Raw genomic sequence first — 14,406 nt, 5'->3', positions numbered from 1 at the left:
CACGCAGACAGCGCGTTCCGTTCCTTCGCATCGAGGCGCAAAATCAAACTGGACACGAACAGGCCCATGTCGCCTCAACTGTCGGCGCGCCGCCTGGCTTTTCCTCCTGAAAAGCCCGGTCGCCGCGCGATTGCGGGTTCCATTCGACGCACCACCCGCGTTTGGCGCGGGAAAGGCCGGACGTCCGCATGGATTTGTCGGGATTGCCATGGGATTTGAACGTCAAAATGGAACTTTGGCCGCCCTTTTCAGGTTGGCTCTTCACCACTCAGTAACGGCACTTAGCGTTAAGAAAGCGTTGATGGGTTGGAGAGCAGTTGATCAATTGCAAGTGCCGGTTTCATCGTAGTGCTGATGCTTTAAGCCCACAGTGGATAAAAATGGGGCAAAACTGTCATGCAGTCGTTGCATAGCAAGGTGCCGGTCGAGGATAGTACGCGCCTGCGGCACAACCGATATGTGTCGCTGTTCTCGTGACTGATTTGAGTTTTCTGATGGCTTCACCTACGTCCGCACCCGCTGGATCCGACTCCAAGCGTCAACGCGCCCTCCCGATTCCCAAGGGCGCCGCGGACATGCCGACCTTTACCCCGGATTCATCCGTCGTTTCCGACGTGATCCCGTCGCCGAATTTCGGTGAGCGTAACAAGGGCCTCGTGCCCGACATGATCGTGCTGCACTATACCGGCATGCCCGATCCGGAAGGCGCGATCGCGCGCCTGTGCAGCGCGGGCACCGATGTCTCTGCGCATTACATCGTGCTCGAGGACGGCCGCATCGTGCAGACGGTGCCGGAAGCCAAGCGAGCCTGGCACGCCGGCGTCGGTTTCTGGGCCGGCGAAGAGGACATCAATTCCTGCTCGATCGGCATCGAGATCATCAATCGCGGCCATGACTGGGGCTATCCGGATTTTCCGAGCCGGCAGATCGCCGCCGTCACCGCGCTATGCCGCGGCATCATGCTGCGTCATGACCTGCAGCCGCATCGCGTGCTCGGCCATTCCGACGTCTCGCCCTCGCGCAAGAAGGATCCCGGCGAAAAATTCCCGTGGCACTCGCTGGCCAATTCGGGCGTCGGACACTGGGTGATGCCGGCGCCGATCGTGCGCGGCGAAACCATGAAACTCGGCACTGCAGGCGACGACGTACTGGCGCTGCAGCATGCATTGGCGCGCTATGGCTACGGCATCGAGACCGATGGCCAGTACAATGCTCCGACCATGGAAGTGATCACCGCCTTCCAGCGCCATTTCCGTCCCGAGCGCGTCGACGGTCTCGTGGATCACTCGACGCTGACCACGCTGCAGGCCCTGCTCGCCAGCCTGCCCAGCGAAGCGACAGCCTAGATCTCGGGATCGGTCATCTCGTCCAGCTCAGCCAATCGCCGCGCGTAAAGCCGACGCAATGGCTCAAGTTGTGTGGCCGCACTGGCCCGATGATACGCATCGCGGGCGGCATCGCGCCGGCCAAGACGGCGCAACAGGTCGGCGCGCACGGCCGGCAGCAGATCGTAGCCGTCGAGTCCGCCCCTCGCCTGCAATGCGTCGACCAGATTCAAGGCACGCAGCGGACCATCGACCATCGCCACCGCGGCGGCATGGTTGAGCTCGATCACCGGCGATGGCCTGATCCGCAGCAGGACTTCGTAGAGCCCGGCGATCTGCGGCCAGTCGGTGGCTTGATAGCTTGGCGCCTGCGCATGCAGCGCCGCGATCGCGGCCTGCACTACGTAGTCATCGGGTCGGCCCGGAGCGTGCAACGCGTCCTCGACCAGCCGCAATCCCTCGGCAATCTGTTGGTGATCCCACAGCGACCGATCCTGCGCTTCCAGCAGCACGATATCGCCATCTGCCGTCGCACGACCGGAGCGGCGCGCGTCGTGCAGCAGCATCAGCGCCAGCAGGCCTTTGATCTCGCGTCGCTGCGGCATCAGCGCATCAAGCAAACGAGCCAGCCGGATTGCTTCCCGCGCCAGGTCCGGCCGCATCAGATCGTCACCTGACGTGGCAGCGTAGCCTTCGGTGAAAACCAGATAGATCACGGCCAACACGCCGCGCAGGCGCTGTTCGAGCGCATCCAGCACAGGCACTTCATAGGGAATTCCGGCGATGCGGATCTTCTGTTTGGCACGCACCAGACGCTGCGCCATGGCGTCTTCGCCGATCAGAAACGCCCGTGCCACCTGAGCGGTGCTCAATCCACAGACGGTCCGCAGCGTCAGCATCACCTGCACCTCCACCGCGAAAGCCGGATGGCAGCAGATGAAAATCAGCCGCAGCATGTCGTCGTCGAGAACGACGTCATCACAGCGATCGTCATTTGCGCACGCATTCAGCAACAGCTCGTGCGTCACCTGTTCCTGCTTGCCGCGAAACGATACCAGACGCCTGACACGGTCGATCGCCTTGTTGCGCCCGACATTGACAAGCCACGCACGCGGATTTGCCGGCGGCTCGGCGGTTGGCCATTTTTCAAGCGCAACCGCGAAGGCATCCTGCAGCGCATCTTCAGCCAAATCGAAATCGCCGACGAGGCGGATCAGCGTCGCCAGCGCGCGACCCGCCTCGTTGCGAAAGATCCTGTCGATTTCGGCCAGCGTCATGGTGTCAGTTATAGACCCAGATCGGCCGCACCTCGATTGAACCGACCCGCGCACTGGGAATCCGCGCCGCAATCGCCAGTGCGGCATCGAGATCCTTCGCGTCGACCAGATAGTAACCAGCGAGCTGTTCGCGCGTCTCGGCGAACGGACCATCGGTGGTGAGCATCTTGCCGTCGCGCACCTGCACCGTGGTCGCTGTGGTCGTCGGTTGCAGCCGGTCACCGGCCTTGAAATTGCCGCTCTGGACGATGGACTGGGTGAACGCGCCATATTCCTCAAGCATCTTCTTGCCTGTGGCGGCGTCCATTTTCGCGTACTCGGCTTCGTTCTGGTAGATCATCAGCAGATACTGCATTGCGTTCTCTCCTCTTGAGCGGCGCATTCGCCGTGACATGGGCATGATCGGGTCCGAAAACTGGTTGCCACTTTCCGGGATCATGCGGTCAGTCGAACGAACCGGCAGCAGAACGACATCTTCAGGATAATTTATTTTGGCAAAGACTGCGCGCGTTCCTGGCTTGACGCCACGGCTCTGAGCCTCCATGCCTGTGCCGTCAGTCGGCTGGACGGCCGCTCCCGCTATGGTCGAAAGGCTGTGGGAGAGGAAAGTCCGGGCTCCATCGACATACGGTGCCGGATAACGTCCGGCGGGGGCGACCCCAGGGAAAGTGCCACAGAGAACGAACCGCCCTCCTACGCAGCTTCGCTGCTTCGGCGCGACAGGCCCTCGGGCTCGCCACGCCGCAACCCGCAAGGGTGAAGGCGGGTAAGGGTGAAAAGGTGCGGTAAGAGCGCACCGCGTATCCGGCAACGGAAACGGCATGGCAAACCACACCGGGAGCAAAACCGAATAGGGACGGCAAAGCAGTCAGTTCGCTCACCTTGAGCGATAACACTGCGGGGCAATGTCTTGCTCGCTGTCCGGGTAGGTTGCTTGAGGCCATAGGCAACTATGGTCCCAGAGGAATGGCCGTCACGTATCGCCGGTGCAAATCGGCGATGCCCTACAGAACCCGGCTTACAGGCCGGCTGATAACTTTCTGAACAACGAAGGGCCCGGCGCAAAACGCCGGGCCCTTCGCCAGTTTTGGCGCCGATGACCGCACCGAAATCTGCTTCAGTCCCGTCCTGCCTGAATGATCGCCTCTGCGAGGCGTGCAGGATTGCTGAAGAACATTTCATGGCTACCCGGACATTCGACCAGCCGAAACAGACCAAGACGTTCGGATAGTCGGGGATGCCATGGCAGGCTGTGTGGCAGCGCAATGTCCTGCTGACAATTCACGTAGGATTTCCCGACCGCAAGTTCGGCGAGACGCTTGCTCAGCGAAATCTTGTCGGTGAATGTCTTGTAGGGATGCGGATTGAGTTGCTCATAGGCCGACTTCGCCAGTCCGAAATCGGCATCGTTGATGAAGGCGTCGCGCCAGATTTCGAACGGCAGCATCACCGCGTTGTTGTTGGCGGCAGCGATGGAATCGAACAGGCCAAGGTAATGCGGCGGCACCATGTCGTTGAGCGACTGTCCGTCCAGCGGAACGAAGGCGTTGACATAGACCAGCCGCTTGATCCGTTCTGCCATACGGTCCGCGACGCCCGAAATCACCATGCCGCCATAGCTGTGTCCGACAAGGCGTATGTCCCGCAGATTTTCCTTCTCGATATAATCAGCGATCGAAGCGATAGCCTGCGCAAGCCCAACTGTGCTGCGGTCGTCATTCGCGTTGTTGCCAGCGACCGTCGGGCAATGAACCACATGCCCGCTCGCACGCAGATGACCGGCGACCGCGTCCATCTCCTTCCCCGTGTGCCAGGCGCCGTGAACCAGGACGTATAGATCTGCCATGCAATCCTCCCGATGTTTCCCGGACATTCATAATCACCGACATGCCGGGCAGATGGCCGGATTGCGCCAGCCCAATCGACGATTTGCGTCACAGCCTATCGTCGGCGCCTGAACTCGCCAGGTGTCACACCCAGATATTTGCGGCACTGGCGGATAAAATGTGATGGATCTGTCAGGCCGACCTTCTGGCCGATGCCACCGATACTCACACGGTCGAAGCGCGGCTCGGCCAGCATCTTGCGGGCCGTTGACATGCGGCAGTCGGCAAGCAGCCCGCTAAAGGTTACGGATGCACTGGCGAGACCGCGATGCAGCGTGCGCTCCGAGATTTGCAGTTGCGCGGCGATCGACGCTGCAGTGAGGCTGGGCTCGGCATAGCGTTCGCGCAGAGCGCGACGAATCCGATCAATCAACGCGGCCGTGCCGGACGAAGCCGCCGGCGACTGCGTCACATCGCCTTCCAGTGTCAGAGCCAGCAGGGCTCCCAATTGATCGACGAGGAGAGGCGCCGGCAGCGGACTGCGAACGGCCAGTTCCGGTGACCATTGCCGGACGAAGCCGCTCAGTGCCAGTCCCCAGCCAGACTGCGCATCAATCACCCGGCCAAGATGCTGCTCCGGCGTAGTAAGCCAGCGCTCGACCCATCCCATCGGCAGCTCCAGCGAAATCGTGTCCGACGTCACCGGAAAATGAAATTCATAGGGGCGCCGCGAATCCACCAGAAGAAGATCATGGGGGCGCAACATCGCCGTTCTCTCGCATTGCGTGGCCGACCAGTTCCGGTCGGTCTTGCAAAGCAGATAGTAAAAATTGGACCGGCCGCGCGCGATGGCGCGTCTGGTGCGATAGACATGCTGGGGATCGCCTCGAACTTGATTGACCCCAATCACATCGAGCTGCCCGCGCTGTAGTTCGGACGCAAAGCTCGCGGGCGCGAGGCTGGCGATATCCATCTCCAGAAAGCCTTCGCAGACAGCGGAAATCCAGTAATCCAGCCGTCGTTCCGGCTCGACGAGAGCAGTCGACCATGTCTGAATGTCCGGCGAGCAATCCATCGTCGAGCCCCAATACGGTCTATACTGGTCGCAGGATCGACAGAGTGTTGCGCAAAGCAGGAACTGTCAACGACATCCGATTTTGCCACGACGGGCACCGTGCGGGTGTCGCCACGATCGGCTCGCCCACGGGGGACGAACGCATTCACGACATGCGCCAAAATGCGAACGAGGGCCAACGGCGGCCCCCGTTCCTTCGTGATATCATTCCGCGGCGGCGGTGCGATCGAGATCCAGCACCTGCCGTTCGAACAGGCCGCGATAGATACCACCCGGTCGCGCTGTGAGCGTGGCATGGGTGCCCTCTTCCGCGATATGCCCGTGATCGAACACCAGAATGCGATCGAGGCTGCGCACCGTCGACAGGCGATGCGCGATCACGATCGAGGTGCGGCCTTTCATCAGCCGCTCCATCGCCTCCTGGATCAACGCCTCCGACTCTGAATCGAGGCTCGATGTCGCCTCGTCCAGAATAAGTACTGGCGCATCCGCGAGGAACGCACGCGCCAGCGCGACACGCTGCCGCTCGCCGCCCGACAGTTTCACACCACGCTCACCAACCAGCGTGCCGTAACCTTTCGGCAGGCGGGTGATGAAGTCATGCGCATTCGCCAGCCGCGCCGCCTGTTCAATCGCCGCCATGCTGGCGCCGGGCCGGCCGTAGGCGATGTTGTCGGCCAGCGAACGGTGAAACAGGATCGGATCCTGCTGCACAATCGCAATCCGGTTGCGCAGCGACTCCTGCGTGACATCGGCGATGTTCTGGCCGTCGATCATGATCTGGCCGTCCGACACATCGTAGAGCCGCTGGATCAGCTTCACGAAGGTCGTCTTGCCGGAGCCCGAACGTCCGACAAGACCGACACGTTCGCCGGCGCGAATGTCGACCGACAGCCCGTCATAGAGCGGCGTGGCATGACCGCCATAGTGGAACGTCACATCATCGAACAGGATGCGCCCGCCGGTGATCGCAATGGGCTGCGCATCCGGCACGTCGGCGATGCCGAGCGCGACATCATGAATCGCGACAAGCTCCTCCATGTCGTTCACCGAACGCTGCAGGTTGTTGATGTGCATGCCGACATCGCGCAGATAGCCGTGAATGACGACATAGCTCGTCAGCACATAGGTGACATCACCGGCCGTGGCCTGTCCGTCCAGCCACAGCCACAAGGCGCCGCCGATCACCGCCGTGCGCACGCAGAGGAGCACTGCGAGCTGCACCGTGCTCGTGGTGTTGTAGCGATACCATGTGCGCGCCACGCGCACGCGCCAGCGGCCGATCACCTGCCCCAGCCGACCGTCCTCACGGCTTTCCGCGCCGAAGGATTTCACCACGGCGTTACAGGTCAGCGCATCGGCCAGCGTACCGCCGACCTTGGTGTCCCATGCATTCGACACGCGCGCGGCCGGCGCTATGTAACGCGTGGAGAACCACACGGTCATGGCGATATAGACCACCGTACCGACGGCGATCACGCCGCCCAGCGCCGGCCAGTGCCAGCCGAGCAGCAGCATCGAGCCAAGCAACACCACCAGCGACGGCAGCAGCGCCATCAACAGCGTGTCATTGAGCAGATCGACCGCCCACATGCCGCGCGTGACCTTGCGCACCGTGGAGCCCGCGAAGCTGTTGGCGTGCCAGTCGGTCGAAAAACGCTGCACGCGCGCGAAGGACTCGCGCGACAGATCCGACATGATGCGCAGCGTGAACGGGACGATGGCGTGGATGCCGAGCAGCCGCAGCAACATCGACATCGCGCCAAGCGCCACGATGGCGCCGAAGGCTGTGAGTGCCGCCTGCCGGGCCACCGGATCGGCACCGCCTTTGGTGACGGCATCGACCAGTTGCCCGGAGAATAGCGGCATGAACAGATCGGCCACCGTTGCGCCGAGCAGACCGACAGCAACCGTCGCCGCGCGTCCGGGCTGCCGGAACCAATGCCGGATCACGAAAGGGATCACCACGCGGATGGCGGCGGCGCGGTCCTTCGATTTCAGAGTCATGACTTCATCCGGCAGCGCCCCTGCGCAGACCGGCTCCATGGTTTGACGCGCAACGGCCAGACCGAGCGCGAGCGTCCTAAAAGTACAGAAACGGGAAAGATCAGGATGATCGGGACATCAGGCCCGACCGGCAGAGGCGGAACCGGGGCTCAATGAGCCCGCATAAACCCGCATGCGTGCACCGAACCGAGAATTCCGGAGAGCAGATCAATCGACTTCATGCAGACTCTCCCTCGAGTTCGAGCAATGGAAGGTAGTTTTATAGATGTGCTGCCGACTTTTGGCAACATGATGGCCGGCTTCAATCGCTGATTGGCGATAGAACCGCTCCAGCCGCTCTAGCTTTTTGTTTTGACGCGTTTTCTTGACGCGAACCGGCATCCACTTCGCTCGAAAACGCTCTAGTGTCCGCCACCTGCAGCCGCGGGATTGCTGGGCTTGTTCAGCAGCATCACCATGAGGCTGAGACCGACATAGAACACCGACAGCGCGAAAAACGCATCGCCAAAGCTCATCACCACGGCCTGGCGATGCACGATCTGCGACAGCTGCTTCATCGCCATGCGCGACGCGTCACCCATACCCTGGAACTTCTGGGTGAACATGTTGAGCATCTCGACCGCCTGCGCATTGCCCCAGGTGACCTTGTCGTGCAGCCGGGTGATGTGGAAGTCGGTGCGGTGATCGAGCACGGTGTTGATCAGCGCGAGGCCGAGTGCGCCGCCAAGATTGCGCGTCAGGTTGAACAGGCCGGAGGCGTTCTTCAGCATCTGCGGCGCCAGCGTGCCGAGCGCAATGTTGTTGATCGGCACCATGGCCATCATCATGCCGACGCCGCGCAGGATTTGCGGCAGCAGCAATTCGTAGAAATCGAAATCGCGCGTCACCCATGTCATCTGCCATGTGCCGGCAGCGAACAGCACCAATCCCGTCATGATGAGATAGCGCATGTCGATTTTCTGCATCAGACGCGCCACCAGCGGCGCCGTCAGGAACATCGCAACGCCCGAGACGAACATCGTCTCGCCGATCATCAGCGCGCTGTAGCCACGAATTTCGGCGAGATAGCGCGGATAGAGATAGGTCAGGCCGTAGAGGCCGATGCCGACGCAGAACGAGAACAGACAGCCCAGCGCGAAATTGCGATCCGTGAAGGCGCGGATGTCGACGATGGGTTCCTTCGCCGTCAGCACTCGCCAGAAGAAGGCGATGGCCGAGAACAAGCAGATCACCGCGAAGATCGCAATCGACGTGTCCTGGAACCAGTCGTTACGCGGCCCCTCTTCCAGCACATATTCCAGCGAACCGAGGAAACCCGCCATGAAGCCGAGGCCCCACCAGTCGAAATGATCGAGCAGTTCGAAATGCGGCTCGTCGAAATCCACCAGCGCGAGCACGCCGATGGTGATGCCGATGCCGGGGACCACGTTGATGAAGAACAGCCAGTGCCATGACAACGCATCGGTGATGTAGCCGCCCACCGTCGGGCCGATGGTCGGCGCCAGCGTCGCGACGAGGCCGATGATCGGGCCGACGATGTGGAATTTGGAGCGCGGAAACACCGTATAAGCCGAGGCGAACACCGTCGGGATCATGCCGGCGCCAAGGAAGCCCTGGATCGCACGCCACAGGATCATCTGCTCGATCGACGAGGTGAAGCCGCACATCAGGCTGGCGAAGGTGAAGCCGGCGGCCGAGATCGCAAACAACAGCCGCGTGCCGAGTGCGCGCGACAAAAAGCCGGACAGCGGAATCGCTATCACTTCCGCGATCAGATAGGCGGTCTGCACCCAGGAGACTTCGCTGGACGACGCGGACAATCCGGCCTGGATTTCAGACAGCGATGCCGAGACGATCTGGATGTCCAGGATCGACATGAACATGCCGAACACCATGATCAGAAACGCGATCAGGCGTTTCGGCGCGACATAGTCCGCAGCCGGAGCGGCCGGCGGTGCGCCTGACACGGTGGTGGTCGTGGACATCTGCTTGTCCTGACTTAGCGCGCGGGTTCTGCACCCGGCTTGGTGTTGACGCGGACATAGACCGACATGCCGGCGCGCAGCAGGTTTTCCTTGGCGACGTCAGCCGGCACCCTGAGGCGCACAGGCACGCGCTGCACGATCTTGGTGAAGTTGCCGGTGGCGTTATCCGGCGGCAGCAGCGTGAATACCGAGCCGGCTGCCGGCGCGAGGCTTTCCACCGTGCCTTCGATGGCGCGGCTGCTATCGGCATCGAGCTCGATCGAGACCGGCTGGCCCGGCTTCAGGCGGCGCAGCTGCGTCTCCTTGAAGTTGGCATCGATATAGACGTCGTTGAGCGGCACGACATTGCCAAGACGCTGACCCATCGAAACGAAATCACCGGTCGAGATGAGACGGTTGGAGAAGATGCCATCCACCGGCGACTTCACGGTGGTGAAGTCGAGATCACGCACGGCCTTGTCCAGCGCGCTCTGCAATTCGGCGAGCTGCGCACGCGCTTCGTTCTGCTGCGCCTTCGTCACTTCGACGCTGCTCTTGGCGGAGTCGACGGATGCCTTCGCGGCCTTGACGGCAGCCGAGGTCTGGTCGCGGTTCGACTGCGAGGTCTCGTAGACCGAGCGCGAGGCAAAACCCTGCTTGCTCAGCGTTTCCTGACGGTCGAATTCAAGCGAGGCGCGATTGGCAGCGGCATCGGCCGATGCAAGCTGGGCCTGCGCCTGCTCGACGGCGCTTTCCTGCGCGCCGACCTGACGACCGATCCGTTCGATGGTGGCCTTCTGGGTGTCGATCTTGCGCTTGGCGGCATCGACGGCGATGCGATAGTCGCCGTCATCGATCCTGAAGATCACCTCGCCGGCCTTCACCGCGACGTTGTCGCCCGGCAGGATCTGCGCAATGTGGCCCGATACGCGCGCACCCAGCGTGGTGTTGCTGGCGCGGACATAGGCGTCGTCGGTCGAAACGATGAAGCGGCCGACCAGATAATAGTTCACGCCATAATAGACGCCTGCGACGGCGAGCAGCGCGCCGACACCGAGCAGCACTTTTTTCTTCTTGCCGGATTTTGGAGCAGCGGTCTGCGCGGTCGCGGCCGGTGCTGCTGTGGCAGGTTGTTCAGGTGCGGGCGCATCCGCAGGACCGCGGGCAGCAGGCTCATCCGCTGCGGGCGACACGACGCGCACCGGCGCGCTGTCAGCCTCGCCTTCGGGGCGAATGATACGGGCAGCCTGGTCGCGTGGTCCGGCCATTCCGGCCTCCTCAAACGTGAGAATGCGGACACCATCGGACATGCCGGGTCCCGCTTGCTGCGGCAATATGTAAATTGACCGAACGGTTCGGTCAAGATAGAGTTTGGCCAGTTCATCACGATTTCGCGTTATTCCGGTTTCATCGCGGGCGATATCCCGCTGATTCATCGAACAGGCTGAACGAATGGTTGCCTCCCACCCTGCCCCCCTCTCGCCCGTAGGCGAGGAAGACAGCGCCAAGCGCCGCCAAATTCTCGACGGCGCGCGAAAAGTCTTCCTGGATCTGGGCTTCGACGGCGCCAGCATGGGCGAGATCGCGCGTGCCGCCGGCGTCTCCAAGGGCACGCTTTATGTCTATTTCACCGACAAGAGCGCGCTGTTCGAGTCGATCGTCGAGCAGGAGAAGCTCGAACAGGGCAAGGCCGTCTTCAACCTTGACCCGGAACGCGATGCGGTGACCACGCTCGGCGAATTCGGCCGCGCCTATATTCAGTTGCTGTGCCGTCCCGGCGGCGGCTCGGCGATCCGCACCGTGATGGCCATCGCGGAACGCATGCCCGATGTCGGCAAACGCTTTTATGAAGCGGTGCTGGCACACGCGATCCGGCAGGTCGCGGCCTATCTCGATGCCCGCGTCGCTGCGAAGGAACTGGAAATCAAGGATACCGAACTTGCCGCCGCGCAATTCATGATGTCCTGCCAGGCGACGCTGTTTCAGCCCTTCATCTTCCAGGCCAAGCCGACACCGACGCGCGCGGAGATCGACAAGGTCGTCGACAGCGCCGTGCGGATGTTCCTCGCGGCCTACCGCATCTGACGAGCCGGCCTATTCGTTCTCGTAGAAGTCCTCGTCGTCAGGCGATTTGCGCGTCGACTTCTTGGCCGTGCGCCCGATCGAGCCGGTCACGCCGCCGTAGTCATTGCTGTTGCGCCCGGCATAGGGATTGCGACTTTGCGCGCGAGCGGCAATCTCCTCGCCCGACACGGCCGCGGGCTGGCAGATCACCGGGCGCTTGGGCCGGCGCATCAGATCCACGTGAATGTGATCGTAGTGATAGACGTTGGATCCCGGCGCCAGCACGGTGTTGAAGACTTGGCACGCGCCGCCCTGGATGTCGCGCAGGAAGCCCTGCTCTTCCGGCATGCCCTTCCAGCCTGCCTTCACCGAGACACTGCGACCATCGGCGAGGACGAAGGCGGAGATATCGAGCGCGTTGCCGAATGCATGTTCGGAGATGTGCGCGCGCGAGTTGCCGTTCATGCCGCGGCACGAATAAGCGGAGATCTGCTTGATCTCGGCGACGCGGACGCCGAACCAGCGCATCGCTGCCGGCTGCACGGACTCCGCGAGCCACTTGTCGAGTGCCGAGACGATCGGACAGGCCAGCGTCGCCGTCGGTTTCACGACGACGGGGCCGACCGAGCCCGTGACATTGCCCTGTCCCGGTCCAAGACGCTGCGGCGCATAATCCTGCGGCGGCTGGCTCTGCTGCACACCTGAACTATAGCGGCCGTAAGGCGCGCGCGGCTGCTCTTGCTGCGGCGCGCGCATCGTCTGCGGCGAACCTTCCGGCGGCAGTTCGATTTCGTCTTCATTGTCCGGCGGCACGCCCGGCGCGTTCAGCGAGATCGGTCCGTTATTGGCAGCGCCGCCATAGGATGAACCGCCATAGGACGGCTGCTGCGGCGCGGCTTGCGGATAGGCACTCGGATAGCTGTTCGCAGGACGCGCCATGGTTTGTGGCTGCTGCTGCACCGGCCAACGCGGCTGGCTTGCGCCGCTGATGCCGCCAGGCGGCCGCAAGGTTTCATCGGCAAAACCATAGCTGCTGCTGGCCTCGCCAAGGGCTGCGACCTTCAAGGGAAATTCTGCGCCGCAGACACCGGGCCCGGAAATCGGGTTGATCCGAACGAGATCAGCGCCCTCTTTCACCGTGCCGGATTTGAGACATGCGACTTCTGCCTCGGCACGCCATGGTTCACGTTCCTGGGTCTGAAACAGACCGCGTCCGCAACCCGCAAGCGATACAAGGACGACGGAGCCGACGAGATACAAACGAACTCTGCGCGTCATTCGCGCAAGGTGGTCGAAATGTTTTAAAGACTCTTCAACGCATTGAATTCACGTTTGATTTACCATGTTGCCGACGCTCGTACCGCTACGGCCGCAGTTGGTCGACTTCCTTCTCTTTTCTGCGGGAACGGACCGCCAGCTTTCGCGTTACTCCGCGCGACAACGTCAAAGGGAGGGTTCCCATGACTATGTTCGGCCAACTGAGCGTTGTGGCCGCCTATGCGGCAATCGCCTTCGTCGGCGCTATCGTATTTGGCGTGCTGTAGAGCCCTAATCCTATAAAGCTTTCTCACCTATGGCGTCCGCTCTCCCGAGCGGGCGCTTTTTGCTGTTGTGACCTGCCAGTAACCGATTGACAGTTTGACGCAGGCCGGGGCCTGATGCCCCGTTACGAGCGCTTGCGCATGGACCGGGACAACCGCCCGCGCAGTAGACCAGCGCCGAATTCAGAAGTCAGGAAACGCCTATGCGCAAATTCTTTGCCGCAGCCATTGCGGCTGTATCACTCGCCGCTGCACTTGCAGCCCCTGCTGCGGCGCAAACCCCGATCAAGATCATGGTTGGCGGTATCGACAAGCAGATCTATCTGCCGGCGAAACTCGCGGCGCAGCTCGGATTCTTCAAGGAACAGGGGCTCGACGTCGAACTGTTCAACTCCACCTCCGGCTCACAGGCGGCGACCGCCCTGCTCGCGCGCGAAGTGCAAGGCGTGGTCGGTTTCTACGATCACACCATCGACCTGCAGTCCAAGGGCAAGTTCATCACCTCGGTGGTGCAATTCGCCGTCGCGCCGGGCGAAGTCGTGCTGGTGAAAGCCGCCGACGCCGACAAGCTGAAGGATCCCGCCAACTGGAAGGGCCAGGCGCTTGGCGTCACCGGTCTCGGCTCTGCCACCGACTTCCTGACCCGCGCGCTCGCCGCCAAAGCAGGGCTGAAGATGCAGGACTACACGCTGGTGCCAGTCGGCGCTGGCGATACGTTCCTGGCTTCCATGCAGCAGGGCAAGATCGTTTCCGGCATGACGACGGAGCCGACGGTGGCGCGCGCTGTGAAGAACGGCACGGCCAAAGTCGGCATCGATCTGCGGACCCCGGAAAGCACCCGCGCTGCACTTGGCGGCGATTATCCGGCCGCGTGTCTCTATATGGACCGCGCCTGGATGGAAGCTAACAAGGAGACGGCACAGAAGGTCGTCAATGCCTTCGTGAAAACGCTGAAGTGGATGAATACCCATTCGCCCGAGGAAATCGCAGCTCAAATGCCGAAGGACTATTATGCCGGCGAACTCGATCTCTATGTGCAGGGTCTGCGCGAAGGCAAGCCGCAATACTCCGTGGACGGCATGATGCCGGCGGGTGCGCCGGAATCGGTGCTGAGCGTGCTGAACAGCTTCTCGCCCAACCTCAAGGGCAAGACCATCGACCTCGCCAAGACGTACACCACGGATTTCGTGGTCAAAGCCAACGCGACGAACTGAGGCCCTTCTCCCCTCCCCCTTGCGGGGAGGGGCCGGGGGTGGGGGTAGCCACAAGGGACGTCACTTGTGGACCCCCCTCCCCGACCCTCCCCCGCAAGGGGGGAGGGAGCAGA

General features: G+C 62.2%; 11 protein-coding genes and 1 other RNA gene. 4 read left to right on the top strand and 8 right to left on the bottom strand.

What is annotated here, in order from left to right; genetic code table 11:
- Positions 1-494 precede the first annotated feature (494 nt).
- Complete coding sequence (locus AC1DUY_RS11475) at positions 495-1,346, top strand: N-acetylmuramoyl-L-alanine amidase (RefSeq protein WP_478114345.1); 852 nt, start codon at positions 495-497, stop codon at positions 1,344-1,346.
- Here AC1DUY_RS11475 and AC1DUY_RS11470 read toward each other — a convergent pair.
- Together AC1DUY_RS11470 and AC1DUY_RS11465 are read right to left on the bottom strand one after the other, a co-directional pair.
- Positions 1,343-2,602: an RNA polymerase sigma factor gene (locus tag AC1DUY_RS11470; RefSeq protein ID WP_478114343.1), complete on the bottom strand. Its 1,260-nt coding sequence runs from the start codon at positions 2,600-2,602 to the stop codon at positions 1,343-1,345. The two genes, AC1DUY_RS11475 and AC1DUY_RS11470, sit on opposite strands and share 4 nt — an antisense overlap.
- Before the next feature lie 4 nt (positions 2,603-2,606).
- The gene (locus AC1DUY_RS11465) at positions 2,607-2,957 is read right to left on the bottom strand and encodes a YciI family protein (RefSeq protein ID WP_068732310.1); all 351 of its coding nucleotides are present in this window, start codon (positions 2,955-2,957) and stop codon (positions 2,607-2,609) included.
- 199 nt (positions 2,958-3,156) lie between these two features.
- On the opposite strand from AC1DUY_RS11465, the gene rnpB reads away from it, so the two are divergent.
- Positions 3,157-3,639, top strand: an RNA gene (rnpB, locus tag AC1DUY_RS11460) — RNase P RNA component class A.
- Positions 3,640-3,719: 80 nt separating this feature from the next.
- Here rnpB and AC1DUY_RS11455 read toward each other — a convergent pair.
- From AC1DUY_RS11455 to AC1DUY_RS11435, 5 genes are all read right to left on the bottom strand, one after another.
- The gene (locus AC1DUY_RS11455) at positions 3,720-4,448 is read right to left on the bottom strand and encodes an alpha/beta fold hydrolase (protein WP_478114341.1); all 729 of its coding nucleotides are present in this window, start codon (positions 4,446-4,448) and stop codon (positions 3,720-3,722) included.
- A gap of 95 nt (positions 4,449-4,543) precedes the next feature.
- Entirely contained in the window at positions 4,544-5,503 is a 960-nt protein-coding gene (locus tag AC1DUY_RS11450; protein ID WP_478114339.1) for an AraC-like ligand-binding domain-containing protein, read from the bottom strand.
- 204 nt (positions 5,504-5,707) lie between these two features.
- Positions 5,708-7,510: an ABC transporter ATP-binding protein gene (locus AC1DUY_RS11445; protein WP_478114337.1), complete on the bottom strand. Its 1,803-nt coding sequence runs from the start codon at positions 7,508-7,510 to the stop codon at positions 5,708-5,710.
- A gap of 401 nt (positions 7,511-7,911) precedes the next feature.
- A complete protein-coding gene (locus AC1DUY_RS11440) occupies positions 7,912-9,495 on the bottom strand; it encodes a DHA2 family efflux MFS transporter permease subunit (RefSeq protein ID WP_478114335.1) in 1,584 nt (527 codons plus the stop codon).
- Between the two features lie 14 nt (positions 9,496-9,509).
- Positions 9,510-10,742: an HlyD family secretion protein gene (locus AC1DUY_RS11435; protein ID WP_478114333.1), complete on the bottom strand. Its 1,233-nt coding sequence runs from the start codon at positions 10,740-10,742 to the stop codon at positions 9,510-9,512.
- A gap of 184 nt (positions 10,743-10,926) precedes the next feature.
- On the opposite strand from AC1DUY_RS11435, the gene AC1DUY_RS11430 reads away from it, so the two are divergent.
- Positions 10,927-11,559: a TetR/AcrR family transcriptional regulator gene (locus AC1DUY_RS11430; protein WP_309946654.1), complete on the top strand. Its 633-nt coding sequence runs from the start codon at positions 10,927-10,929 to the stop codon at positions 11,557-11,559.
- Between the two features lie 9 nt (positions 11,560-11,568).
- On the opposite strand, the gene AC1DUY_RS11425 is transcribed toward AC1DUY_RS11430, so the two are convergent.
- Positions 11,569-12,816 carry an extensin-like domain-containing protein gene (locus AC1DUY_RS11425; RefSeq protein ID WP_478114331.1) on the bottom strand — a complete coding sequence of 416 codons (1,248 nt, stop codon included), beginning with the start codon at positions 12,814-12,816 and terminating at the stop codon, positions 11,569-11,571.
- Between the two features lie 466 nt (positions 12,817-13,282).
- Here AC1DUY_RS11425 and AC1DUY_RS11420 point away from each other — a divergent pair, with 466 nt between their 5' ends.
- The gene (locus tag AC1DUY_RS11420; protein WP_093760552.1) at positions 13,283-14,293 is read left to right on the top strand and encodes an ABC transporter substrate-binding protein; all 1,011 of its coding nucleotides are present in this window, start codon (positions 13,283-13,285) and stop codon (positions 14,291-14,293) included.
- Positions 14,294-14,406 lie beyond the last annotated feature (113 nt).

The organism is Tardiphaga sp. P4_G1 (assembly GCF_056401215.1).
This window is presented reverse-complemented; position numbering and strand designations above follow the sequence as displayed.